This is a genomic window from Pseudoalteromonas sp. 0303, from assembly GCF_013349995.1.
GTDB lineage: Bacteria > Pseudomonadota > Gammaproteobacteria > Enterobacterales > Alteromonadaceae > Pseudoalteromonas.
Genome location: NZ_JABVXF010000039.1, coordinates 1 through 24,667, shown reverse-complemented (window position 1 = coordinate 24,667; position 24,667 = coordinate 1). Strand labels below are relative to the sequence as shown.

Sequence of the window (24,667 nt, the reverse complement as noted above, 5' to 3'; positions counted from 1 at the left end):
ATCGCATGAACAAATTCATTAGTGCATTACAAAGTGTCTTTGCGGCATTTTTTGGTGTGCAATCAGAAAATAAGCGTCAAGCTGACTTTAAAGAGCATTCGCTCAGTACTATTATCGTCATTGCCCTAGTTTTATTCAGCCTGTTTGTAGCAGCGATTTATTTCACCGTTTCTTTGGTGCTAAATACATAGCCATTAGCTCATTCACTTTATTACGCGACCCACCCTTCGGGCTAATCGTGCGTTTTACCTGAATTTCATCTAGTGATGCTTGGCTGTAAATTTTACGAGTCCACACTGTATCGTGGTTAGAAATAAGTACCGGCGTGTTATTTTCGAATGCTGCTTGCTCAGCTAAATTCGCCAAGTTAGCTTGATCATCTAAATTGAAACCGCCTTTAGCGTAAGAAGTAAATGAGGCTGTTTTACTCAAAGGCACATAAGGTGGATCGCAATACACTACCGCATTATTAGGAATAAGCTTAAAGACCTCATCATAGCCTAAACACGTAAAGGTGGCTTGCTGGGCTTTTTCAGCAAAGAAGTGCATTTCTTTTTCAGGAAAATACGGGCGCTTATATTTACCAAAAGGAACGTTAAAAATACCTTTAAGATTGTAGCGGCATAAACCGTTATAACCATGACGATTCATGTATAAGAATAAAATTGCGCGCTCATACACATCGCTGCTCTGATTAAACTGAACACGGTACTCATAATAGGCTTCAGGATGGTTATTGAGCTCTACAAATAGTTTTTTTGCATCGCTAATAAATTCGTCAGGCGTGCGCTTTAGCTCGGTGTACAGGTTGATCAGATCCGCATTAATATCGTTTAAAATATAATGCTTAAAATCAGTATTGAGGAATACAGAGCCAGCACCAACGAAAGGTTCAACTAAGGTGTCAGCATCCATACTCGCTTGCTTTAAGCGGGTACGAATATCTTCAACTAGGCTGTATTTTCCACCCGCCCATTTAAGGAAGGCTCTGGTCTTTTGCTGCATCTGCTCTTAACTTCAATTCGGTGTTGCGCGATTTTACACTAATCAGTTTTAATTTACTGATTTAGTGAAGCGATTTCTTGTTTAATTTTACTTATTTTTTTATAAAACGGCTGATTTTTACGCACATTCTCAGAAAGTGTTGTTACGCCCTTCTTAGCCTCATTCAGTGTGGCATAACTGCCATAAGTGACAATCCACCACGGCTTACCGCTCCGTAAGCTTTGGTAAGTATTTACCTGCCCTTGCAAGCCATTTTCATTAATAAACTTATCACTGATCTCTTGCTTAGTCACCGCTAGTAATTGGATTACAAAATTGTCGTCTGGCTGAGACAAATACCACGCATTCCCCACTAATGGCTGCTCAGGCTCAATTGCAGACTCAGCTTGCTCAGCATCGCTGATAATGGCTGCTACAACTTCATCTGTGGTTGGTTGCTCAGTCTTTTGTGTAACTGGCTCTGCTGGCAAAAGGCTATCAACAATCGCAGCCACGTTATTGTTATGACTTTCATTGTTATGGTTTTTACTGTCAGAGCCATCAACTGGCATCTCGGCAGCCTGAGTCGTGTTGTTATCATCATTAGTAGCAACTGGCTGCTGGGCTTGAAGCTCATCTTCAACTTGTTCTAGAACAGGCTCTTTGCTTGCTTCTGGGCTATTTATTACTGCTTCTGCAGGCAGTGCTGTTGCCACAGAGCTTGTTGTATCTTGTTGGTAATGTGCTTTCCACCACTCGGTCATATCAGCTTTATATAAAAAGCCAATGATCAACAGCATGGTTGTGATTAAGAGCAAAATTAAATAAAGCAGTTTATAGCTTTTCTCGGGTGTACGAATATCCGCAGTTTGCTGTTCAGGCTCCCAAGCTAGCAATAAGGCTGGGTTACCATGCGCTTCTTGTAAAAATGTGCGAAAAACAGGGTCTTCTTCAACTGGCAGGTTGTCGAAAAACCAACGCATAAGTTGCTTACTTTCGCTCAAGTTAAGCGCTTCAAGGTGAATTTCGACCGCTTGGCTAAACTGGCCGACCGATTGTGATGCAATCAATATGTATAACGTGCTCGGGCTTTGCTTGGCAAGAATTTCTAATTGCTGAATTAACTCTTCAGATAAATGACGCCCTCCATCAATCACCCATAAACAATCACCACAAGGCTGTTGCTTATAGAGTTGATAGAAGTTTTCAGACAAACTTAAAGAATGATCAATTAGCGGATTGCTAAAGCTTTGTTCTAACAGTTCAGTCATAAACTGTTGGTCGGTCATTTTTCCTGACAACTGAACAAACGCTTTATTAAAATCGAGATATTTATCAGTAATGAAGGTTTCTAATAAATAGCTTTTACCAAGGCCTGACGGGCCAAGTAAGCAAATTAGATTTTGCCCATATTCAAACTGCAGAGCGATTCGATCAACTAGCGCAGCACGGCTAGGCAATATTTGCGATTGCATTAGCGCGCTATTAAATCACAAACCTGCTGATCAGTAACATCACTTACCAGCGCACATTGACCAAATTGAGTAGGTAGAATAAAGCGAATCGTACCTTTTTTGTTTTTCTTATCTTTACTCATGTGCGTTAAAAACTGCTCGCTTGTCATTTCTGCCGGAATATCGACTGGTAAATCATACTCAGCAATCAATTTAACAATGCGTTCAACTTCTGCAGCAGTTAAGTCATCACGGGTATGTGCAAGGCGTGCTGCCAGCACCATACCTGCGGCAACGGCTTCGCCGTGTAGCCAGTTACCGTAACCCATTTGTGCTTCGATAGCATGACCAAAGGTATGCCCTAGGTTAAGTAAGGCGCGTAACCCTGCTTCTTTTTCATCTTGTGCAACAATCAAGGCTTTGATTTCACAACAACGGTAAATCACATGCTGTAATGTTTGCTCATCAAGTGATTTAAGGTTAGCGATATTTTGCTCTAGGTAAGCAAATAATTCGGTGTCGTAAATGAGGCCGTATTTAATTACTTCAGCCATACCTGCTGCGAATTCACGCTCAGGTAAAGTATGCAACGATTGCGTATCGATAAACACGGCTTGCGGCTGATAAAATGCACCAATCATATTTTTACCAAGCGGATGGTTTACTGCCGTTTTACCACCAACCGATGAGTCCACTTGCGAAAGCAAGGTAGTTGGTACTTGAATAAAAGGCACGCCACGCTGATAACATGCAGCAACAAAACCAGTTAAGTCACCTACAACACCGCCACCTAAGGCAATAAGGCAAGTATCACGACCACAGTTATGTTCAAGTAAGAACGCCGATATCTTTTCAAACCACTCAAGTGATTTATATTGTTCGCCATCAGGGATGGTAAAAGATAACGGGTTAAGATCAGCCAACGACGTCATTACATCATCAAGATATAAAGGTGCAATGGTGTCGTTGGTGATAATGATAGGTCGACAATCGCCGATGTGCTCGCGTAGCCGACCAGTCTCTTTAAGAGCAGATTGACCAATATAAATAGGATAACTTCGCTCGTCCAAATTAACTGTTAATTCAAGCATAGCTAGTTTCCTTTTTATTATTGGTTTTTAAAAATCTAATTTCTCGATGATTTGATTAGCAACAACTTTCGCGCTTTGCTCATCAGTGCGGACAACAAAATCAGCAACTTCTTTGTATAACGGTTCGCGTTCTTCAGCTAAGCGTTCTAATACATCACGCGGTGCTTCTTCTGTTTGCAATAATGGGCGACGCTTGTCGCGCTGCGTGCGTGCAACTTGCTTTTCGATTGGTGTCTCTAGGTATACAACGATACCGCGAGCAGATAGCTTGTTACGCACTTCTTTACTGATCACAGAACCACCGCCAGTTGCAAGAACAATACCTTGCATCTCAGTTAGGTCTGAAATTACAGTTTCTTCACGAAGTCGAAAGCCCTCTTCACCCTCAAGATCGAATACCCAAGCAATGTCTGCTCCAGTACGACGCTCGATCTCTTGATCTGAATCGAAAAATTCAAGGTGTAATTGGTCAGCAATGTGACGACCAATTGTGCTTTTGCCAGCCCCCATAGGGCCCACTAGAAATATATTACGTTTCTCAGCCATATCTTTTTAGTACAAACGAACTCTAAAATTTGAAATAAAACCCCGCCTAACGACCTGGCCCCAAAATTAAGGAGGGGATTATCTCAGTAATTGCTTGGGTATTTCAAGTCAATTAGCATAAAAAGCCAGATAACGAGCAATTAAACATGCTAATTGCTCGTTGCTTAAGAAAAAATCACTTATTCGATTTGAATTTTTGGCGTTACAAAGATTAACAGCTCTTTCTTCTCGTTAAATTCACTCGTACTTTTAAACAATGCACCAAGGTATGGAATATCACCTAACAGAGGTACTTTCTTAGTTGAGTTAACGATTTGCTGTTGGAAGATACCACCAAGCACTACAGTTTGGCCGTTTTCTACTAATACCTGAGTTTGGATCTCTTGGGTATTAATTGCCACAGCAGAACCCGTTGGTGTTTGAACCGTATCACCACGTGTATCTTGCGTAATAACGAGATCTAAAATTACTTTGTTATCAGGGGTGATATGTGGCGTTACTTCTAAGCTCAAAACTGCTTTTTTGAAGGTTACTGTCGTTGCACCACTTGATGCTGCTTCAACGTAAGGGATCTCAGTACCTTGCTCAATACGGGCTTTTTGTTGGTTAGCCGTCGTAATACGAGGACTTGCTATAATCTCACCACGGTTTTCTTCTTCAAGGGCACTTAGCTCTAAATCTAATATTGTGCCATTGGCTAACTTAGCTATTTGTACACCAATACTACCGGCAGGGCTAGAAACAGGTAAGTTAACATTTAAGCGGTCAGAAATACTCGGAATATTATCGTAAGAGCCAGCACCAAACATGCCACCAGCACCTTCTAGTGTGCCAGAGATAGCGCCGTCACTACCTACATCGCTTATACCCCAGCGCACACCTAAGTCTTCTTGCACATTATCATTCACTGTTACCATGCGGGATTCAATCACCACTTGCTTAACAGGAATATCTAAGGTTTCCACCATACGGCGCACGCTTTCGATGCTTTTCGCTGTATCTTTGATAAGTAAGGTATTAGTACGTTTATCAACAGACACACTGCCTCGCGCAGAAATAATGCTATTGGTGTCTGTTTTCAATAAGTCAGCAAACTCTTCTGCTTTAGCATAGTTAAGGCGGATATATTCACTGTAAAGTGGCTCTAAATCCTCAACTTGCTGTTTTGCCTTAAGCTCTTTTGCTTCACGTGCGGCAAGTTCTTCTGATGGTGCAACCATCAAAATAGTACCGTCCATGCGCTTATCTAGACCTTTAATTTTAAGCACAACATCAAGTGCCTGATCCCAAGGAACACCATCTAAACGCAATGTGATATTGCCTGTAACTGAGTCACTGGTTACTAAGTTAAACTCGTTATATCCCGCAATAATTTGCAGCACAGAGCGAATAGGAATATCTTGGAAGTTAAGGCTCATTGGGCGACCTTGGTATTCAATGCCACCTTCAAGGTAGGCACGCTGTGTATCATCTTTTTCAACAGTTAGTGTAAAGATGTTCTCAATTTGTTGATGAGTAAACTTAAACGCGGCATTGGGTTCAACCACAATGCGCGTCATATTACCTTCTTTGAAAGTTTCGATGTTACTTACAACCGTACCAAAATCCATCACATCTAATTGATACAATAAATCATCTAAAATATCTGTATGGTGGAACTCAGCAATAATTTTACCGCCACTTTCATGTACATCAATTGCAGCTTGGGTATCTTGTAAGAAAACTAACAGGCGTGCTTCACCTTTTTCACCACGACGAAAATCAATAGACTGTACTGTATTAATAAAGTTGCTAGACGCTGTCAGTCCATCCGCTGAATCATCCGTTGCGATTGGGTTATCTGAAACATGCAAAGTAACAATATTATCTTTCGCCATTGTTTTATAAATTTTTAGCTTGTCTAACGTTACAACAACTTTTAAACCGTCTGTGGTCAAGGTGCTGGTTACATGCTGGATACCTGCTTGGTTAACAGGCACATCACGCACTTCATTATCAACACCTACATTGCTGAAAAGCATTTCAATACGAGCTGGGGCGTTATATACCTGAACTTTTGGTTCAAATGTTAGCGCTTCATCAAACACAAGCTGTAATTGTGTTTCGCCTTTCATTAGCGGGTTATAACGTACGTCATACAGTAAAGGGGCAGCGATTGCTGTCTGCGTCAAAATTAAGGCTAATGCAGCTAACATGAATTTATGCATGTGTTTTAACCAAGCCATTCCTTTATGCATCTTCTTTTTACCTTTCATAAGATTAACTTGCACCATTTGTTTTCGCCTCTAACATTTCTAGCTTAGTCAGGCGCTCTTTCCAACAACCAGCCCCATCCGGGATTAATTCTAATAATTCTATATAATTGTCGTGCACTTGCTTTATTTCACCATGATACAAACCAATATAATTACCTACAGTGACTCGATAAAGCGTATCGTCTGCAGCTTTTATCAGCGCCCACGTATTACCAACACGACCAATAGTCCCTTGCATAACAAGGTTATCTAGCGGGTACTTTTCAAGTGGTTGACGAACACGATTAGGATCGGGGTGTAAGCAGTTTTTAACTTGCACTAAATTGCTTTGGATAATTTCCGGTTTCGGCGCCACAAATGGGCTGCGTAATTTCCCGGCATTATATGCAAAATGCTCGAATTTAGTGATCTCAGGTATGGGTTCAACTTTAGGCGTTGTACTTGCTTTTACTTGATCAATAAACTCTTTTTGTTCTGAAGTATCATCATTACATGCACTGAGCACAAGAGTCATGGCAATAATTAAGGGAAGTTTCTTCATTTTTTAGCCCCCCCTTCATAACGATAAGTCTTGGCAACAACACTAAAAGTGAGTTCGTCATCACCAAGCGTTTGGATTGTAAAGTCATGCAAACTTACAATTCGCGGTAACTGAGCAACTTTACCAACAAATTCACCAAATTCATGATACGTCCCTACCACCTCTATTTTAATAGGAAGTTCTGTATAAAACTCTTTTTCGACTTCTGGTAACCAGCCAATTTTCAAAAACGTTAAACCACTGGTGGTGCCAACATAAGATAAATCATCTAACAAACCTGGGGTTTCGTTTGAAGTAGGTAAGCGTTTTAAAAGTTGCGAGAATTTATCTTCCATTTCAACCATTTGCTGACGATAAATTTCTAAATTACTCGCAATAGCATATTTTGCTTTGTAGGTTTGGCGAAGCTCAGTTTCTTTGGCTACCGCACTGTGATAGCTGGCGATTTCGTCAGATACTAATAAACTGTAACTAAAATATAAAACCAGCGCAGCAACAAAGGCGCAACATATAGCTTTTACGGCAATAGGCCAGTCGCCCATATTCTCGAGTTCGATTTCATTCCAATCTATTTCAGTTAACGCTTTGATATCAAGGTTCATTGCGCACCTCACCTATCTGATCAAACGGCTTAACGTAAAAGTCCATATTAAAATCACTCAACAATCTTGAGGTTTGCTCACCGGCAACGATACCTTGCATAATAGGTCGCTCTAATAAATACGAGCCTTGAACTTGACGCAGCATGGTAGATAAGCGGTTATTTGACTCACTACGACCGATTACATGAATGCGGTCATCACGACGTTCCAGTTTAGTTAAATAAACCCCAGCAGGAACAATCTTAGCGACTTCATCCATAATTTGCGTACCTAGGTTACGGTTACTCTGTAACTCTTCGATCAGACGCATTCGCTGTTGTAAGTTTTCTTTTTTCTTATCGAGTTCGTTTATTTCTTGTATACGCTGGTTCAATAAAGCAATTTCTGTATTTAAAAAGTTATTTTTTACATTTTGTCCTTCGCGTAACCCACTATAAAAAGAGCTTAGTAAGTACATACTTAGGAAACTAACAACAACTACGCCAAACAGTATAGTAATAAACTTGTTCTGGGAGTCTTTTCGTTGTTGTTCGCGCCATGGCAGCAGGTTTATATGTGGCATGATGAAAAACTCCTTAATGCCAAGCCAGTAGCTATCGCAAACTGAGTACGATGGCGCTGCAACATATTGCGGTCAACTTTTGGCGAAATCTCAATGTTGGCAAATGGGTCAGCAACGATGGTGTGAATGCCTAATTCCTCAATTAGTAGCCTATCTAAGCCGTCAATCATGGCTGTGCCGCCTGTAAGCACAATGTAGTCTACTTGGTCTTTACCACTGGTTGTTAAGAACATCTGCACAGCACGTCGAACTTGTTGTAACAATGATGTCTGGAAGGGAGCTAAAACTTCGAAAGTATAATTTGGTGGTAAGTCACCTGTTGTTTTACCAATTTCAGCTTCATCAAAGCTCTTGTTGTAATACGCAACAATACTGTTGGTATATTGGTCACCACCAAATACTTGGTCACGGGTGTAAATTGTCTCGCCTTCTTGCACTACACTTACAAGCATTAGTACAGCGCCAATATCAACCACAGCTACGCACTTGTTATACGCGTCACTAGGTAATTGTTGGTAGTAAATATCCATAGCTCTGCTCAGTGCATAGCTTTCTACATCAACAACCCCAGCTTTCAAATTTGCAACTTCTAGAGCTCCTACTCGCGCTTGCACACTCTCCGTTCTTGCAGCTGAAAGCAGTACATTCACTTTACTTGGATCAGCTTCGTTAATAGCTAGCTTTTCAAAATCGATGTTGACTTCATCGAGTGGGTAAGGAATTAAACTATCAGCTTCAATCGCTATTTGTGACTCTAATTCAGCATCAGTTAATGTTACATCCATAAAAATCACCTTAGTGATTACTGTTTGCCCTGACACGGCAACGGCAGCGGTTTGAGCTGATTTAGGAATTTTTCTTTTTAGTTTAGCGATAACACTACCTATCGCTTCAATATCTTGAATAGAACGCTCAGACATAGCGCCTTTTGGCATAGGTTCAATAGCTAACGCTTCAAGCCGCATACCCGCGTCTGTCTCTTGCAACAACACTGCTTTAATACAGTGCGACCCAATGTCGATCCCTACCATCATAGATGAAGGCTTTTTAAATAGCTGACTTAGCATGTTTGCAACTTGGCCTTTGTTTTAATAATAAACAAGTTATAATTTTTGTCTAAAAAAATATTATTCATTTTTTAATCAATATATACTAGCAGTCTCCGATTCTAATTGGGAGTCCATGTAGGGAAAATATAAGTGATTTTATTAAAGCGAACTTTACAATTTATTATCATTTGCTCATTCTTAGGGCTAATCACTTTAGTTGGTCTATACTATTACGTTAAACCTGACATTCCTAGCGTTCAGGTTTTAAAAGACGTTCAATTACAGACACCTATGCAAGTATTTTCACGTGATGGTTTGTTAATCAACCAATTCGGTGAAAAACGCCGCATTCCCGTTACAATAGATCAAATTCCTCAACCATTAATCGATGCAATTTTAGCAACTGAAGATAACCGTTTTTACGAGCATATCGGTATAGATCCAATTGGTATCGTTCGTTCAGCTATTGTACTCATATCTACAGGTGAAAAGAAACAAGGCGCAAGTACTATAACAATGCAGCTTGCCCGTAACTTCTTCTTAACTAGAGAAAAAGCATATATCCGTAAGGTCAAAGAGATCTTCATTGCTTTACATATCGAAAGTATATTAAGTAAAGACGAAATTCTCGAATTATATTTAAATAAAATTGAGTTAGGTAATCGTGCTTTTGGTATTGGTGCAGCTGCACAAGTTTATTATGGCAAAGACCTTAATGAGCTAACCTTAGCACAAATGGCAATGATTGCAGGTTTACCGAAAGCTCCTTCAGCTCTTAACCCTATTCGTAACCCAGCACGTGCTAAAAACCGTCGTAATGTCGTTTTAGGGCGTATGTTGACTGAAAAGTACATTACCCAAAGTGAATTCGACGAGGCGGCCAGCGCGCCTATCACAGCAAAATTCCACGGTGCAGAAATAGAAGTTTACGCACCGTATATCTCTGAAATGGTTCGCGCCGAGATGGTTGAGCGTTTTGGTCATGAGCGTGCATACAATACAGGTTTTAAAGTTTACACCAGTGTTGATTCAAATATTCAACAAGCTGCGCAAGATGCCATCGTTGATAACTTACACGCTTACGACATGCGTCATGGCTACCGTGGTGCTACAGCTCAGTTGTGGGACAGTGAAAACGAAAGCCCACTTAGCCAAGAAGAGATCTTATCTAAATTAAAAGATGTTAAAGAGTTTGGTCCACTATTAGCTGGTGTTGTAACGAATGTCGCTGAGCAATCAATCAATGTTTTACTAAAAAACGGTGAACAAGTGACTATCGAGTGGGATGGCTTAAAATGGGCACGTAAGTATATTACCCGTTACCGTCAAAGCTTCCCACCTAAAACGGCTACTGAAATTTTATCAGCAGGAGCGCAAATTTGGCTACGTAAGAACGCTGATGATAGCTATATTCTTAGCCAAGTACCTGAAGCATCGAGCGCTCTTGTTTCTCTCGATCCACAAGATGGCCGTATAAAAGCTATTGTCGGTGGTTACAGCTTTGAACAAAGCCAATACAATCGCGCAGTTCAAGCAAAACGCCAAGTAGGTTCAAACATTAAGCCATTTATTTATTCAGCTGCACTTGAAAGTGGTTATACACTCGCTTCTATTCTTAATGATGCGCCAATCAATCAGTGGGATAGAAGCCAAGGTGTGGCATGGCGTCCAAAAAACAGTCCTGCAGTTTATAATGGCCCTATCCGTATTCGCAGAGCGCTGGCGCAATCTAAAAACGTAATATCAGTGCGCTTGTTACGTGGTGTTGGCCTTGAGCGTACTGCAGATCACCTGCTTAAGTTTGGTTTTTCAAATAGCGATATTAATCGTAGCGAGTCATTGGCCCTGGGTAGTGCCTCAATCACACCTCTTGAACTAGCACGCGGAATGAGTACTTTCGCCAATGGCGGCCACTTAATTACTCCTTACTTTATTTCTGAAATTCAGGATTCTGCTGGTAATGTGTTATTCAAAACAGAGCCAGAACTTGCCTGTGATGAACCTGAGCAAGTTGTTACACCAGAGTTTGCATCATTAGATGATAACCAATTGGAGCAAGCACAAAGTGTGAGCACGCCACGTTGTGCTCCGCGTATCATTTCAAAGCAAAATGCATTCTTAATTTCGCAAGCTATGCACAGCGCAATTTGGGGTGGTGGTAGCTGGACTCACAAAACCGGCTGGAGTGGGACAGGTTGGCGTGCACAGGCGCTTGACCGTCGTGATCTAGCAGGTAAAACAGGTACCACCAATGACTCGGTTGATACCTGGTTCAGTGGCTTTAACCGCAATGTAATGACCTCGGTATGGGTTGGCTTTGATAACCCAGGTATCACACTTGGTCGTTCGACTTATAATAATAACCTCGATAAGTCACAAATATCAGGTGCAGAATCTGGCGCTAAAACAGCACAACCTGCATGGGTCGACTTTATGCGTGCAGCCCTTGATGGCATGCCTGAATCACCTATTGAGCCTCCTGAAGGTTTGGTATCGGTTCGTATCGACTTAGCAACAGGCCTTTTAAGCCATAAAAATGACTACACCAGCCGTTTTGAATACTTCATTAAAGGCACTGCACCAACCAAGTACGTAATTGATCAACCAACAGACGTATTTGAAGAAAAGCTCAGCACTGAAGAAGAGTTGTTCTAAATAAGTGAATTGCTATTTTAAACAATAAAAAAGCGCCCTTGGGGCGCTTTTTGCTTAGCTATTTAAACTAAGATCAGCAAAATTATTTTAGGTTATTTACCAGCCAATATAGGTCTGAGTGCACCCCAGCGGCAGTGACTTCTTTACCCGCTCCAGGGCCTTGGATCACCAACGCATTATCTGTATACCACTGCGAATTGATCACAAAGATGTTATCGCCTGGTTTAAGGCTGGCTAATACATCATCTTTACCAACATTGACTAAACCAACTTGAGCCTGAACCTTACCATCAACGAGTGTAATAGCACCGGTATAGCGCACCACTTTGTCTTCTGCCGCAGCTTGCGCTGCTTTTTCTGTTATAAATTCATCGAGCAGCTGTTTGTTTGCAAGGAAATCTTGCCAGCTACCTTTTGCAAGCTGTTCAGGCATAAGTGGTGTCAAAGCAATATCATCTAGCTCTAAATCAAGGCCTAGATCACGCGCTAAAATCAGTAGTTTACGCTGCATATCACGGCCAGATAAGTCTTCACGAGGATCTGGCTCTGTATAGCCCATTTGCTGAGCTTGAAGCACTAAATCTGAAAACGGCACGCTGCCATCATAACTGCTACATAACCACGATAAAGTACCCGAGAATACCCCTTCAATACGGTTAATGCTGTCTCCGCTATTTTGCAAATCAGCTAAAGCAAAGTTAATCGGTAAACCTGCGCCGACACTGGTGTTATAACGCCACAACAAGTTTCGCTCAGCCAAATTAGTGCGTAGGTTTTGATACCAGCTATTTTCTGCAGTGCCCGCATATTTGTTTGCACTGATCAAATGACAGTTAAGTTCTACAAAATCAGGATACAACTGACTAAAAGCCTCACTGGCAGTAATATCAATCACCACTTTGTGCTCATAATCTAGCTCATTGATACGTGCTAATAACTCAGCTTTATCGTAGCTTTGCGCTTCATCATGCCACTGCTCTTGCCATGTTTCGGTATTTAAACCACTGGCACTAAAAAGCATTTGTTTAGAGCGTAAAAGAGCAACTACTTTTACTTTGTACTGAGCAGATAAACGAGCAAACTGAGCTTGTAGTTGCGATAAAAACACTTCGCCTACATTACCAAGGCCAGCAACAATAATAGCCAGCTCTTGACCTTTGTTTACCAGCTTGTCATGTAGAAGGGTTAAAACATCACTATCAATTGCCTGATCGTTTAAGATCAACACATAGTTATCGTCTTGTTGTACAAAACGCGGATGAATGCTTTGCTCTTTTAAAAGTGCTGTCGCTTGCTCTGTCAGCGCTATTACATCAGCCGTCGGTGCAACCACTGCACAACCACTTAAATTAGACTCGACAATATTTGCACGGCCCGCTAAATGGCTTACAACTTGATGAGTGCTTTGACCTGGCACTAATAAGTAAGTATCGCCATCTTTAGTAAAGTGGTGCAGGCTGTGTTGAATTAACTGACTAAGTTCACCGACTTCACCACCGCTTAGTTTATCAACCCGTAATAAATCGATGTTATCTAAGGTAGTAATAAAACGTTTTGCTTTACTGTAGCCTTCTTTTACTACTTCGGTTGGCGTTGCATCACAATCAAAACTACTTCTTACCACCAATTTAATTTCTGTGTCTTTTAACGGCGACAAGGTTTTTGCATGCAATACTGGGTTACCTAAACGCGCTAATAAGTTAGCTTGCTCGCGGCACACCTTGGCATACTTAACTGCATTTTTAACTTTACGAGGGTCAGTACTAAATACACCTTGTGTGTCTGTCCAGATAGACACTTGCTTAGCAAAAGTATAACTCGCTAACAAGGTGGCACTGTAATCACTGCCATTACGGCCTAATGTCACCGTATTACCTTGGCAATCTGCAGCTATAAAACCCGTTACTACGTTGATATGTTTTCTGCTAATCGCATCACTGCATTGCTGTTGGTTTTTTTGATGTAAAAGCTGACCATCATTTAGAGTAAACAGCTGTCTTGCATCAACATCTTGCGCATCAACACCTAACTGATTTAGGTAAGCGGCCAATAACCGCGCCGACCACACTTCACCATGAGCAAGTAAAGGTGCTTCAAGTAACTGCTGCTGACTAATTAATTCATTTAATACAGCAAGTTCATCTTTTAACTGTGCTAACGCCTGTTGTTTATTCTGGCCTGTGAGTAGCTGCTCAATTAAAGCCCGTTGATTGTTATCAATAAGCAATAGAATATCGCTAACAGCTTGGCTATCTTGCTGCTGATAACTTTGCCAAAGCTTTACCAGGGTATCGGTTGTTTTACCCGATGCCGACACAACGATGCAATCGCCCTGCTCAGTATTAGCAAGAACAATGTTTGCTACCGCATGGTAACGATCTGCCGAGCTTAAGCTTGAACCACCAAATTTATGAACAATATTTACCATTTCTTCTACCACAATGCCGTATGTGCTGGCGTTAACTTAAATGACGCGTTTTGCTGTGTATCTTGCTGTGCTTGCTTAGCTTCAGCTTTTGTAACTTGTTGGCCTTGACCTGGTTTTACTAAATTGAAAACACGGTCTAAATCTGCAATGAGATCTTTTACGTCTTCAATGCCTACAGAAATACGGATCAACGTATCGCCTACACCGGCCTCAAGGCGCGCTTTAGGTTCCATGCCTGCGTGGGTCATTGTTGCAGGGTGACAAATCAAGCTTTCGACCCCACCTAGCGACTCAGCAAGGCTAAAATCTTTAAGACTAGTTAAAAACGCTGCTGCATCGTTAATGTCGCCTTTAATATCAAAGCTCACCATGCCACCAAAACCGCGTTGCTGTGCTTTAGCAAGCTCATGTTGTGGGTGAGAAGCAAGGCCTGGGTAATAAACTTGGCTTACATAAGGAGAGTTTTCTAAATACTCAGCAATGGCAAAGGCATTTTCTTGGTGCTGCTTTAAACGTACATTTAAAGTACGTAAACCACGAAGCGTTAAGTAGCTGTCAAATGGTGCGCCAGTAATACCGATATTATTCGCCCACCAAGCAAGCTCATCGCCTAGCTCTTGCGTTGCAGCAATCACTGCACCGCCCACTACATCAGAGTGACCATTGATGTATTTAGTGGTTGAGTGCACAACAATATCAACACCAAACTCAATTGGGTTTTGTAATGCAGGTGATAAGAAGGTGTTGTCAGCCGCAACCAAAGCACCACACTGCTTAGCAATACTAGTAATTGCTTTAATATCTGTTAAACGCAAGATTGGGTTACTTGGCGTTTCAATCCAAATCAACTTAGGTTTAATCGCTAAAATTTCTTGGAGATTTTCAGTTTTAGTTAAATCCAAAACTTTTAGTTTTAACAGACCACGTTTTTCAAGCGAGGTGAATAAACGGTAACTACCGCCATAACAGTCATGTGGGATCACTAACGTATCGTCACTGTTTAATAGCTGAGTGGCTAAATGCACAGCAGACATACCTGTTGCAGTTATAATACCTCTAGCACCACCTTCAAGCTCAGCTAAGGTTTCAGCTAAGATATCGCGATTTGGGTTACCACTGCGACCATAGTCATACTGGCGCTTAGTATCAAAATCAGCAAACGAATAGGTGGTTGATAAGTAAATTGGTGGTACAACCGCACCATGATGTTTATCGGCTTCGATGCCGTGACGAACAGCAATCGTCGCTTTATTTTTTTCGCTCATTTCATCACCTATTCTTAAATTGGATGTTTAGACGTCTAAAAGGTTAGATGATCAAATATGAGAAGTCAAAGCATTTATGGCTTACACATAGAAGTTTATACATTTACACTACTAGATGGCTAAATAACTAGTATTTGACTATCTTTTTTAAAGAGATAGAATTTCCGCATCTTGCGCTGTGAATAAGGCGTAAATCACTGACAACCGAGGCAACGAAACAACTTATGGCTAAATGGAACGGTGAATACATTCACCCATATGCAGAACACGGTAAAAAATCAGAACAAGTAAAAAAGATTACCGTATCGATCCCACTTAACGTATTAAAAGTATTAACTGACGAGCGTACACGCCGCCAGATCAATAACCTTCGTCATGCGACTAATAGTGAGTTATTGTGTGAAGCTTTCTTACATGCTTTTACAGGTCAACCATTACCAAATGATGACGACCTACGTAAAGATAACCCTGAAAAGGTACCTGAAGAAGTTAAAAAAATTATGCAAGAAATGGGGTTAGATATCCCAGTGCTTGATTCAGAATAAGTATTTCGGCCATCGGATCACCGCCGATAATCGCAGATATAAAAAACTCAGCCTAGGCTGAGTTTTTTATTGCGCGTTATAACTAATTAAATTTAACGCATGTAATCTTCTGGCATGTCGATTTGCGCCACACCCGACTCTACTGCTGCTTCAGCAACAGCACGTGCAATACGTGGTAATAAACGCGGATCCATAGGCTTAGGAATGATGTACTCGGCACCAAACTCAAGTGACTCAACACCAGCCGCTTTTAATACTTCACTTGGTACAGGCTCTTTCGCGATACCACGAATAGCGTGAACTGCAGCAATTTTCATTTCATCATTAATTGCCGTTGCACGAACATCTAACGCACCACGGAAAATGAATGGGAAACAAAGCACGTTATTGACTTGGTTAGGGAAATCTGAACGACCCGTTGCCATAATTAAATCGTTACGCGCACTGTGTGCAACTTCTGGAGCAATCTCAGGATCTGGGTTTGAACATGCAAACACCACAGGCTTGTCTGCCATCAGCTTAAGATCATCTGCAGTTAACAGGTTAGGACCTGATACACCAACGAATACGTCAGCATCAGCAATAACATCTTGTAATGTACGCTTATCGGTATTGTTAGCAAATAATTGCTTATACTCGTTTAAGTCATCACGACGTGTATGGATCACACCTTTACGGTCAAGCATATAAATGTGTTCACGCAGTGCGCCACACTTAATTAAAAGCTCCATACAAGCAACAGCAGCAGCACCGGCACCTAAACATACGATGATAGCATCTTCGATATCTTTACCCTGCACTTCAAGGGCGTTAAGCATACCAGCAGCAGTCACAATAGCTGTACCATGTTGGTCATCGTGGAAAACTGGAATATCACAACGCTCAATAAGCGCTTTTTCGATCTCAAAACACTCTGGCGCTTTAATATCTTCTAGGTTGATACCACCAAACGTATCAGCGATGTTAGCAACCGTATTAATGAAATCTTCTGTTGTGCGGTGTTTAACTTCAATATCAATTGAGTCAAGGCCAGCAAAACGTTTAAATAGTAACGCTTTACCTTCCATTACAGGTTTTGATGCAAGCGGACCTAAGTTACCTAAACCTAAAATTGCGGTACCGTTTGAAATAACCGCAACCATGTTACCTTTGCCTGTATATTTATAGGCATTTGCTGGATCAGCAGCAATTTCACGGACCGGTTCAGCCACACCTGGGCTATAAGCTAAAGCGAGATCGTTAACCGTTTCGGCTGGCTTGGTTAGTTCAACACTAATTTTACCTGGAACGGGGTGAGCGTGGTAATGTAATGCTTGTTCACGAAAATCTGACATAACGCGATAGTATCCTGCAAAAAGTTAAAAAGTGAGAGAGCTTGCATCAGTACGATACCTGTAATGTATAAAAATTCCAAGTATTATCAGGTCTATCCTGTTATATGCTATATCACTTAATTTTAAAGGATTTCCCAACAATTTCTGCGCATAGTTGCGATTAATCAGACATAAAAATTCACCTATTTATGACCTTTTAAGCACGTGTTTTTGTATTTTATACGCACGAACACTGCAAATAGCCGAAATTAGCCCAAAATAGCCATTTCAACGAAGTTCACAGCATTTACTCACAAAGTTATTTAAATTTATTATTTTTAATAACTTTTATGAAAGTTTATACAAAAAAGAATATAGCCAAGGGATGGTACTTTGTCTGCAAAATTAGCGACATAATGGGCATAACAACCAGAAATAGTTATGCAAGATACATAAGTGAAGATGATGAGTAAGTGGCAGTGTTAATAATGAGTTTTGTGAATTTTAGGCATAAAAAAAGCACCCTAAGGTGCTTTTTTTAACTAAACAGCAGAGATTACTTCTTGCTGCTAAGTGCACCGAAGCGCTTGTTGAAACGATCAACACGGCCGCCAGTGTCTAGAATCTTTTGCTTACCAGTGTAAAACGGGTGACACTCAGAACATACGTCTAAGTGGATGTCTTTACAAAGAGTTGAGCTAGTTTCGAATTTGTTACCACATGAACAAGTTGCAGTGATAGCTTCGTACTTAGGGTGAATACCTTCTTTCATAGGGAACCTCTAGTTAAGGCCGTATCGCTCTCCAAACCCGAAGTCTGGCACCATACGCAGTTAATATAATTAATAGGCCGCGTATTTTATAGCTCAAGTGACCTTGCGACAAGCTTTAAATGCATCTTTCGCTAAAAAAATAATCAAGTGGGCTGTTGTTCAGTATTTGTTGGTAGGTTTTTAACAGTAATTTTAGTACATTATCTTTCTATCTTTGTTTCAGTTGAGTTGTTATGCACTTTGTAGAAGTTGCCATAAAAGTCCCTTTACAGCGTACCTTCGATTATAAAGTTGAACAGCTGCTGCATAGCCCTGAGTTAAAGCCAGGTATGCGCGTTCGCGTGCCATTTGGTAGTCAAAAAAAGGTTGCCGTGGTCTTGGCTCTTAAAACATCAACCGATGTTCCTGCTGACAAAATCAAGCCGATTATTGATGTTATAGACGACACGCCTGTTTTATCTGAGCAACATTTAGCATTACTAAAATTCACAGCACGCTACTACTGTTACCCATTGGGCGAGACCATTCATACGGCACTTCCGGCTGCATTAAGACAAGGCGAATGCCCAGATAAAACCAGCATTAACATGGTTGAGCTGACCGATAAAGGTGCAAAGCTGCCGTCGCTGAAAGCAAAAACCCAGTTGAGTTTATTAAAACAGCTAGCCGAATCAGGCAAATCATCGGTTACAGAATTAAAAGCACTCGGATTTACCAAAAAAACCATCGACAGTCTGCTCGATAAAGAACTGATCACTCAATTTATTGAACATGATAACCAATGGCAGCAACACGCGCCTAGTGTTGGTAGCAAGCCGGTGCTTAATAAAGAGCAAGCTGTTGCCTGCACCAGCATTAACCAAGCTCGTGGCTTTACCAGCTTTTTACTTGAAGGTGTCACAGGCAGTGGTAAAACCGAAGTGTATTTGCAATGCCTAGAAGAAGTACTCAAAAAAGGTCAGCAAGCCTTAGTATTAGTGCCTGAAATTGGCTTAACGCCACAAACAGTCAACCGTTTTCGTCGTCGCTTTCCTGATACCCCGATTATGCTATGGCACTCAGCTCTAACAGATAACGAACGCTTACAGACTTGGCGTTTTTGTGAAAAAGGCAGCTGCGCTATAGTGATCGGCACACGTTCGAGTATTTTCTTGCCCTTTTTATCTCTTGGCATGATCATCGTTGATGAAGAGCACGACAGCTCGTTTAAGCAACAAGATACACTACGCTATCATGCTAGAGACCTAGCCGCTTATAGAGCATACCAACATAATATTCCGCTCGTTCTAGGCAGTGCCACACCGGCACTTGAGACCTTACATAAGGCAATTAATAACAAATATCAGCTGTTGAGCCTCACTGAACGGGCCCAAACCAGTACTGATAACCAGTTCCACTTAATGGATATGAAAGGTCAGCCTGAGCAAGCAGGGATTGCCCATGCCAGCCTTGCTTATATGCGCCAACATTTAGAGCGTGGTAAGCAAGTGATGGTGTTTTTAAACCGTCGTGGTTTTTCGCCTACCCTTATATGCCATGAGTGTGGCTGGCTAAGTGAGTGCTCACGTTGTAGCACCAGTGCAACCTTTCATAAAGCCATTGGCCAGATGATTTGTCACCACTGTGGTGAACAACATCAGGTGCCTCATCAATGCCCTGATTGCGGCAGCACGCAGATTTTTCCAAATGGCAAAGGCACTGAACAAATCGAAGAGTTTTTAACACAAACTTTCCCTGACATTCCGATTAGTCGTATTGACCGAGATTCAACTCGTCGTAAAGGCAGCTTAGAAAAAGCCCTTGATGATATTAACCAAGGCGGTGCGCGTATCTTAGTTGGCACGCAAATGTTGGCAAAAGGCCACCACTTTGCCGATGTTAGCCTTGTTTTAATCCTAGATGTCGACAGTGGATTATATTCGTGTGATTTTCGCGCCACAGAGCATTTAGCGCAACTTGTTACGCAAGTGGCAGGCCGCGCAGGTCGAAGTGGTGAACCTGGGCAAGTGTTATTACAAACTCACTTTCCTGAGCACCCGCTACTGCAAGACTTAGTTAATAATGGTTACCAAGATTTTGCCCGTTACGCACTCACAGAGCGAGAAGACGCGCAACTTCCGCCAGTCACCAATATGGCTATGGTTCGTGCCGAAGGACATAACATAAATCAAGTGATGGATTTTTTAACTGATTTGGTTCCTGTCCAGAACGTATCTGGTATACAATTGCTCGGTCCGATACCTGCACCATTGGAACGTGTAGCAGGTAAATATCGCTTTCAGTTACATATTCAGGCGCAGGAACGCTCCCACTTACACCAATATTTAGCGCAAATGGTCGACTATATAAGTACCAGTAAATTAGCGCAAAAGGTGCGTTGGAGCTTAGATGTTGATCCTATAGATATGATTTAAAGGCCAATTAAGAGTCATGGCACAACACGATTACATAAATAAAAAACCAGCAAATCGAAATAATAAAAAACAAGCCCCGGCGAAAAAGCCCTTCCCTATTATTCTTGTTTTAATTGCGCTTATCTTAGTAGGCGGGTTTGGTTACGGCCTATGGTATATCAAACATAATGCTGACCCTGAGTTAGTAGAGCAGCAAGCAAACCCGACTAAAAAAGAAGAAGTAGTTATTCCACCACCTAAGACACCTGAATTTATCAAAGAAATTAAAGAGCACGAAGTTCAGGTTGAAGTAAAAGAGATTGAACAAAAAGGCCCATATGTAATGCAATGCGGCTCTTTTAGAACATTAGAGCAAGCACAAACATTAAAAGCTAAAATCGCTTTTGCCGGCTTAGTGGCCGAAGTTAAGAAAACACAAGGCAGCAATGGTATTTGGTATAAAGTGCGCTTAGGACCATACGAAACCAAACGTTTAGCCGAAAGTGACAAGAATAAACTTAAACGCATCAAAATAATGGGCTGCGGAATTTGGCTTTGGACTTGATTTTAGTTCATTCACCCATATAAACACCTCATCAATCGCTTTTTACGAGCGGCCTTGCCGCTCGATGATGAGGAATAATCATGACCACTATTGTAAGTGTACGCCGCGACGACAAGGTCGTTATTGGTGGCGACGGCCAAGTTTCACTTGGTAACACCGTAATGAAGGGCAACGCCCGCAAAGTTCGACGTCTTTATAATGGCAAAGTAATCGCTGGTTTCGCTGGCGGTACTGCTGATGCCTTCACCCTTTTCGAACGATTTGAAAGCAAACTAGAAATGCACCAAGGCAACTTAACCAAAGCTGCCGTAGAAATGGCCAAAGATTGGCGTAGTGATCGCGCACTTAGAAAGCTCGAAGCACTATTAGCAGTTGCAGACGAAACTGCTTCATTAATTATTACAGGTAACGGTGATGTTGTGCAGCCAGAAAACGACCTAATTGCGATTGGCAGTGGTGGTAACTTCGCGCAATCAGCAGCCACAGCGCTACTAGAAAACACCGACCTAAGTGCACGTGATATTGTAGAGAAAAGCCTTACTATTGCAGGCAACATCTGCGTATTCACGAATAATTTCCAAACTATTGAAGAATTGTAATAGGAACTGCCATGTCTGAGATGACGCCAAGAGAAATCGTTCACGAGCTTGATCAACATATTATTGGCCAAGCTAAAGCTAAAAAAGCAGTTTCAATCGCGCTACGTAACCGCTGGCGCCGTATGCAACTGAGCGATGATTTACGTAGTGAAGTAACACCTAAAAACATTTTAATGATTGGCCCAACTGGTGTGGGTAAAACTGAAATTGCTCGCCGTCTAGCTAAACTTGCTAATGCGCCTTTTATTAAAGTTGAAGCAACAAAGTTCACCGAAGTGGGCTATGTTGGTAAAGAAGTAGAAACGATCATCCGCGATTTAGTTGATATCTCGATTAAAATGACGCGTGAACAGCAAACCAAAAAATTCAAACATCGCGCTGAAGAAGCGGCAGAAGAGCGTATTCTAGATGCCCTTTTACCACCAGCACGCGATACCTTTGGTGAGTCAAAAACAGAAGAGAACTCTTCTACTCGTCAATCTTTCCGTAAAAAATTACGTGAAGGTCAGTTAGACGATAAAGAAATTGATATCGATGTTGCACAAGCTCAGCCAAATGTTGAGATCATGGCTCCTCCTGGTATGGAAGAAATGACCAACCAGCTTCAGAGCATGTTCCAAAATATGGGTGGCGATAAGCGCAGCAAGCGTAAGCTAAAAATCAAAGAAGCATTTAAGCTATTAGTTGAAGAAGAAGCAGCAAAACTTGTTAACCCTGAAGAGTTAAAAGAGCAAGCTATCTTCGCAGTTGAACAAAACGGTATCGTGTTTATCGATGAGATCGATAAAATCTGTAAACGTGGTGAAGCATCTGGCCCAGATGTTAGCCGCGAAGGTGTACAGCGCGACTTACTACCATTAATCGAAGGTTCAACAGTAAGCACTAAACATGGCATGGTTAAAACTGACCACATGTTATTTATCGCATCTGGCGCATTCCAAATGTCTAAACCATCAGACATGATCCCAGAACTGCAAGGCCGTTTACCAATCCGCGTTGAGCTTGAAGCACTAAGTGCTGATGACTTTAAACGTATCTTAACTGAGCCTCATGCTTCATTAACTGAGCAACAACGTGAGCTGTTAAAAACAGAGCAAGTTGACGTTGAGTTTACTGATGATGCCATTGAACGTATCGCGAAAGCGGCTTGGCAAGTAAATGAGAAAACCGAAAACATCGGTGCCCGTCGCTTGCACACAGTGATGGAAAAACTAATGGAAGAAATTTCATTTGATGCCTCAGAAAAAGCAGGTTCAACACTGACAATTGATGCCAATTACGTTGAGCAGCACTTAGGTGCACTTGTTGAAGATGAAGACTTAAGTCGTTTCATTCTTTAATCAACAAATTAGCGTTATAATTAAAAGCCTCCTGTTGGAGGCTTTTTAGTTTATAAATCGTATATTCGAGGCTCACATGAAAGAAGTCACTAAAGTGCATTATCACAGCGTTAGCAAAGTATTAGATGTTCATTTTGATGATCAGACTATTGCTCAATTTAGTGCTGAATTTTTGCGTGTTCACTCACCGTCTGCTGAAGTGCAAGGTCATGGCAATGAACCTATGAAACTCGTACTCGGTAAGCAACAGGTAGGAATTAGCAAGATTGAGCCGGTTGGTCATTATGCGATTCGACTGGTGTTTAGCGATAATCATAATAGCGGTTTATTCAGCTGGCACTATTTAAGTGAGCTGCAAGCTAACCATGATGAGCTTTGGCAGCAATACCAAACAAGAGTCTCTGAACACGAAGCAAGCAAAGACAGCGTGCCTATTAAGTTTGTGCCTTAACACCAACCTGCAATAATACTTAATCATTTTGAGGGATTAAACCTGTCGCTAACTGCGTTAAAAATTTCTCATTTAGAACAACTAAATAACGAAATTTTTGCCTTGTTATCAACGAGGTTTTATTGCCTCAAAATAGACTACTTAATTAAGCGGATTGGTATTAAAATCTTGTCGCGGTATACACCCCCAAACAACAAAAAAGCGCGATGACGACACCGTCACCGCGCTTTTATTTTTCAACAGGCTAATTTATTAAACTTATCGATTGCCTGATTAAACTTTAAACTTATCGATTGCCTGATAAAGCACACGTGCTTGCTCAGACACCTCTTCGCTGGTTTGCGCATTAGTCGCCGCGTGGCCCGATGCTTCTTGCGCAATATCACGAATGCGTACCACGTTTTTATTCACCTCAGAAGCCACTTGGCTTTGCTCATCAATTGCGGTGGCAATGTGAGTACTCATATCCATAATGGTTTGTACATCTTCGGTGATTGAGCGAAGTAACTCACCTGCTTTACTTGCCTGTGCTGCACTTTCGCCACCTTGCGTACGACATTGCTGCATAATGCTCACCACTTCTTGCGTACGCCCTTGTAAGGTCGAAATGATACTCTCGATCTCTTGCGTTGAATCTTGGGTACGCTGCGCAAGTGAGCGAACTTCATCTGCTACTACCGCAAAGCCACGACCTTGCTCACCAGCACGTGCTGCTTCAATGGCTGCATTGAGTGCCAATAAGTTTGTTTGCTCAGCAATGCCACGAATAACATCAAGTACAGAGCCAATGGTTTCAGCGTCTTTTTCTAACTGCGACACCACGCTTGACGCATTACCGAGTGAATCTGATAAATGATTAATTTGCACTACGGTTGATTCAACCTCAGAGCGACCTTGTTGCGCACTTAAGTTAGTCGACTCTGCTTTTTTCGCTGCGGCTTCAGTATTGTGTGAGATATCTTGAATCGTCGCCTGCATTTCGGTGGCAGCTGTGGCAACCATATCAGCTTCGTGCAGCTGCTCTTGCATACCTGAGCTAGTTGCAGCAGTCGTTTCTGATAAATGCTCTGTTGCCACGTTAAGAGTACTTAGCGCGGTATTTACTTCGTAAATCAGCTTTTTAAAATCACTGATCAAGCTATTGAAATCAACCGTCATAGTGGTGATTTCATCTTTACCTCACGGCAAGATCATTATAAATTGAACTTATAGAATATGTAGTGATCAGATCAAGGCATAATAATCACCTTGGTCACG

21 protein-coding genes and 1 pseudogene are annotated in these 24,667 nt (G+C 41.5%); 8 read left to right on the top strand and 14 right to left on the bottom strand.

All coding sequences use genetic code 11. The features are described 5' to 3' along the window. The first annotated feature begins 5 nt into the window (after nucleotides 1-5). Nucleotides 6-191 (top strand): DUF2970 domain-containing protein, encoded by a 186-nt coding sequence (locus HUS62_RS19065; RefSeq protein ID WP_054563341.1) that lies wholly within the window; start codon nucleotides 6-8, stop codon nucleotides 189-191. Here HUS62_RS19065 and HUS62_RS19060 read toward each other — a convergent pair. The 9 genes from HUS62_RS19060 to HUS62_RS19020 form a co-directional block, all read right to left on the bottom strand. Further along, a complete protein-coding gene (locus tag HUS62_RS19060; RefSeq protein ID WP_054563340.1) occupies nucleotides 163-1,005 on the bottom strand; it encodes a Dam family site-specific DNA-(adenine-N6)-methyltransferase in 843 nt (280 codons plus the stop codon). The two genes, HUS62_RS19065 and HUS62_RS19060, sit on opposite strands and share 29 nt — an antisense overlap. A gap of 53 nt (nucleotides 1,006-1,058) precedes the next feature. Next, the gene (locus HUS62_RS19055; protein WP_175080808.1) at nucleotides 1,059-2,459 is read right to left on the bottom strand and encodes an SPOR domain-containing protein; all 1,401 of its coding nucleotides are present in this window, start codon (nucleotides 2,457-2,459) and stop codon (nucleotides 1,059-1,061) included. Continuing rightward, nucleotides 2,459-3,529, bottom strand: coding sequence for a 3-dehydroquinate synthase (gene aroB / locus HUS62_RS19050; protein WP_175080807.1), 1,071 nt, complete (start codon nucleotides 3,527-3,529; stop codon nucleotides 2,459-2,461). The genes HUS62_RS19055 and aroB overlap by 1 nt, the downstream gene beginning before the upstream one ends. Before the next feature lie 27 nt (nucleotides 3,530-3,556). Further along, on the bottom strand, nucleotides 3,557-4,075 hold the full coding sequence (aroK, locus tag HUS62_RS19045; RefSeq protein ID WP_036973192.1) for a shikimate kinase AroK: 519 nt from the start codon (nucleotides 4,073-4,075) through the stop codon (nucleotides 3,557-3,559). 179 nt (nucleotides 4,076-4,254) lie between these two features. Continuing rightward, the gene (locus HUS62_RS19040; RefSeq protein WP_175080806.1) at nucleotides 4,255-6,348 is read right to left on the bottom strand and encodes a type IV pilus secretin PilQ; all 2,094 of its coding nucleotides are present in this window, start codon (nucleotides 6,346-6,348) and stop codon (nucleotides 4,255-4,257) included. Beyond that, nucleotides 6,335-6,871, bottom strand: coding sequence for a pilus assembly protein PilP (locus tag HUS62_RS19035; protein ID WP_175080805.1), 537 nt, complete (start codon nucleotides 6,869-6,871; stop codon nucleotides 6,335-6,337). Before HUS62_RS19035 ends, HUS62_RS19040 begins: the two co-directional genes overlap by 14 nt. After that, on the bottom strand, nucleotides 6,868-7,473 hold the full coding sequence (locus tag HUS62_RS19030; protein ID WP_175080804.1) for a type 4a pilus biogenesis protein PilO: 606 nt from the start codon (nucleotides 7,471-7,473) through the stop codon (nucleotides 6,868-6,870). The genes HUS62_RS19035 and HUS62_RS19030 overlap by 4 nt, the downstream gene beginning before the upstream one ends. Next, the gene (locus HUS62_RS19025; protein WP_175080803.1) at nucleotides 7,463-8,035 is read right to left on the bottom strand and encodes a PilN domain-containing protein; all 573 of its coding nucleotides are present in this window, start codon (nucleotides 8,033-8,035) and stop codon (nucleotides 7,463-7,465) included. Before HUS62_RS19025 ends, HUS62_RS19030 begins: the two co-directional genes overlap by 11 nt. Then, nucleotides 8,023-9,102, bottom strand: a complete 1,080-nt coding sequence (locus HUS62_RS19020) for a pilus assembly protein PilM (protein WP_175080802.1) — start codon at nucleotides 9,100-9,102, stop codon at nucleotides 8,023-8,025. The genes HUS62_RS19025 and HUS62_RS19020 overlap by 13 nt, the downstream gene beginning before the upstream one ends. Before the next feature lie 132 nt (nucleotides 9,103-9,234). Here HUS62_RS19020 and HUS62_RS19015 point away from each other — a divergent pair, with 132 nt between their 5' ends. After that, nucleotides 9,235-11,739, top strand: coding sequence for a penicillin-binding protein 1A (locus HUS62_RS19015; RefSeq protein WP_175080801.1), 2,505 nt, complete (start codon nucleotides 9,235-9,237; stop codon nucleotides 11,737-11,739). 82 nt (nucleotides 11,740-11,821) lie between these two features. On the opposite strand, the gene metL is transcribed toward HUS62_RS19015, so the two are convergent. Both metL and metB read right to left on the bottom strand, forming a co-directional pair. Continuing rightward, nucleotides 11,822-14,167, bottom strand: a complete 2,346-nt coding sequence (gene metL / locus HUS62_RS19010; protein ID WP_175080800.1) for a bifunctional aspartate kinase/homoserine dehydrogenase II — start codon at nucleotides 14,165-14,167, stop codon at nucleotides 11,822-11,824. A 5-nt stretch (nucleotides 14,168-14,172) separates the two neighbouring features. After that, on the bottom strand, nucleotides 14,173-15,432 hold the full coding sequence (gene metB, locus HUS62_RS19005; protein ID WP_175080799.1) for a cystathionine gamma-synthase: 1,260 nt from the start codon (nucleotides 15,430-15,432) through the stop codon (nucleotides 14,173-14,175). Between the two features lie 224 nt (nucleotides 15,433-15,656). Between metB and metJ the strand changes: the two genes are divergently transcribed. After that, a complete protein-coding gene (gene metJ / locus HUS62_RS19000) occupies nucleotides 15,657-15,977 on the top strand; it encodes a met regulon transcriptional regulator MetJ (protein WP_054563330.1) in 321 nt (106 codons plus the stop codon). Nucleotides 15,978-16,069: 92 nt separating this feature from the next. On the opposite strand, the gene HUS62_RS18995 is transcribed toward metJ, so the two are convergent. Together HUS62_RS18995 and rpmE are read right to left on the bottom strand one after the other, a co-directional pair. Then, the gene (locus HUS62_RS18995; RefSeq protein ID WP_054552813.1) at nucleotides 16,070-17,311 is read right to left on the bottom strand and encodes a malic enzyme-like NAD(P)-binding protein; all 1,242 of its coding nucleotides are present in this window, start codon (nucleotides 17,309-17,311) and stop codon (nucleotides 16,070-16,072) included. A 535-nt stretch (nucleotides 17,312-17,846) separates the two neighbouring features. After that, on the bottom strand, nucleotides 17,847-18,062 hold the full coding sequence (gene rpmE, locus HUS62_RS18990) for a 50S ribosomal protein L31 (protein ID WP_036973208.1): 216 nt from the start codon (nucleotides 18,060-18,062) through the stop codon (nucleotides 17,847-17,849). A gap of 233 nt (nucleotides 18,063-18,295) precedes the next feature. Between rpmE and priA the strand changes: the two genes are divergently transcribed. From priA to HUS62_RS18965, 5 genes are all read left to right on the top strand, one after another. After that, nucleotides 18,296-20,476, top strand: coding sequence for a primosomal protein N' (gene priA / locus HUS62_RS18985; RefSeq protein WP_175080798.1), 2,181 nt, complete (start codon nucleotides 18,296-18,298; stop codon nucleotides 20,474-20,476). Between the two features lie 16 nt (nucleotides 20,477-20,492). Next, nucleotides 20,493-21,020, top strand: coding sequence for an SPOR domain-containing protein (locus HUS62_RS18980; RefSeq protein ID WP_054552815.1), 528 nt, complete (start codon nucleotides 20,493-20,495; stop codon nucleotides 21,018-21,020). 80 nt (nucleotides 21,021-21,100) lie between these two features. Next, nucleotides 21,101-21,619: an ATP-dependent protease subunit HslV gene (gene hslV / locus HUS62_RS18975; RefSeq protein ID WP_054552816.1), complete on the top strand. Its 519-nt coding sequence runs from the start codon at nucleotides 21,101-21,103 to the stop codon at nucleotides 21,617-21,619. An 11-nt stretch (nucleotides 21,620-21,630) separates the two neighbouring features. Then, the gene (hslU, locus tag HUS62_RS18970; RefSeq protein WP_063530072.1) at nucleotides 21,631-22,959 is read left to right on the top strand and encodes an HslU--HslV peptidase ATPase subunit; all 1,329 of its coding nucleotides are present in this window, start codon (nucleotides 21,631-21,633) and stop codon (nucleotides 22,957-22,959) included. A 76-nt stretch (nucleotides 22,960-23,035) separates the two neighbouring features. Continuing rightward, nucleotides 23,036-23,410 carry a gamma-butyrobetaine hydroxylase-like domain-containing protein gene (locus HUS62_RS18965; RefSeq protein ID WP_055021375.1) on the top strand — a complete coding sequence of 125 codons (375 nt, stop codon included), beginning with the start codon at nucleotides 23,036-23,038 and terminating at the stop codon, nucleotides 23,408-23,410. Between the two features lie 273 nt (nucleotides 23,411-23,683). Here the strand turns inward: HUS62_RS18965 and HUS62_RS18960 are convergent. Then, nucleotides 23,684-24,589, bottom strand: a pseudogene (locus tag HUS62_RS18960) (methyl-accepting chemotaxis protein); the annotation flags it as partial. Nucleotides 24,590-24,667 lie beyond the last annotated feature (78 nt).

Coding starts and splice junctions, on each gene's coding strand:
- HUS62_RS18965 (WP_055021375.1), top strand. CDS start 23,036: ATGAAAGAAGTCACTAAAGTGCATTATCACAGCGTTAGCAAAGTATTA.
- HUS62_RS19060 (WP_054563340.1), bottom strand. CDS start 1,005: ATGCAGCAAAAGACCAGAGCCTTCCTTAAATGGGCGGGTGGAAAATAC.
- metJ (WP_054563330.1), top strand. CDS start 15,657: ATGGCTAAATGGAACGGTGAATACATTCACCCATATGCAGAACACGGT.
- HUS62_RS18980 (WP_054552815.1), top strand. CDS start 20,493: ATGGCACAACACGATTACATAAATAAAAAACCAGCAAATCGAAATAAT.
- metB (WP_175080799.1), bottom strand. CDS start 15,432: ATGAGCGAAAAAAATAAAGCGACGATTGCTGTTCGTCACGGCATCGAA.
- HUS62_RS19030 (WP_175080804.1), bottom strand. CDS start 7,473: ATGAACCTTGATATCAAAGCGTTAACTGAAATAGATTGGAATGAAATC.
- HUS62_RS19025 (WP_175080803.1), bottom strand. CDS start 8,035: ATGCCACATATAAACCTGCTGCCATGGCGCGAACAACAACGAAAAGAC.
- HUS62_RS18995 (WP_054552813.1), bottom strand. CDS start 17,311: ATGTCAGATTTTCGTGAACAAGCATTACATTACCACGCTCACCCCGTT.
- rpmE (WP_036973208.1), bottom strand. CDS start 18,062: ATGAAAGAAGGTATTCACCCTAAGTACGAAGCTATCACTGCAACTTGT.
- HUS62_RS19040 (WP_175080806.1), bottom strand. CDS start 6,348: ATGGTGCAAGTTAATCTTATGAAAGGTAAAAAGAAGATGCATAAAGGA.
- HUS62_RS19065 (WP_054563341.1), top strand. CDS start 6: ATGAACAAATTCATTAGTGCATTACAAAGTGTCTTTGCGGCATTTTTT.
- priA (WP_175080798.1), top strand. CDS start 18,296: ATGCACTTTGTAGAAGTTGCCATAAAAGTCCCTTTACAGCGTACCTTC.
- HUS62_RS19020 (WP_175080802.1), bottom strand. CDS start 9,102: ATGCTAAGTCAGCTATTTAAAAAGCCTTCATCTATGATGGTAGGGATC.
- aroK (WP_036973192.1), bottom strand. CDS start 4,075: ATGGCTGAGAAACGTAATATATTTCTAGTGGGCCCTATGGGGGCTGGC.
- metL (WP_175080800.1), bottom strand. CDS start 14,167: ATGGTAAATATTGTTCATAAATTTGGTGGTTCAAGCTTAAGCTCGGCA.
- HUS62_RS19055 (WP_175080808.1), bottom strand. CDS start 2,459: ATGCAATCGCAAATATTGCCTAGCCGTGCTGCGCTAGTTGATCGAATC.
- hslV (WP_054552816.1), top strand. CDS start 21,101: ATGACCACTATTGTAAGTGTACGCCGCGACGACAAGGTCGTTATTGGT.
- HUS62_RS19035 (WP_175080805.1), bottom strand. CDS start 6,871: ATGAAGAAACTTCCCTTAATTATTGCCATGACTCTTGTGCTCAGTGCA.
- aroB (WP_175080807.1), bottom strand. CDS start 3,529: ATGCTTGAATTAACAGTTAATTTGGACGAGCGAAGTTATCCTATTTAT.
- hslU (WP_063530072.1), top strand. CDS start 21,631: ATGTCTGAGATGACGCCAAGAGAAATCGTTCACGAGCTTGATCAACAT.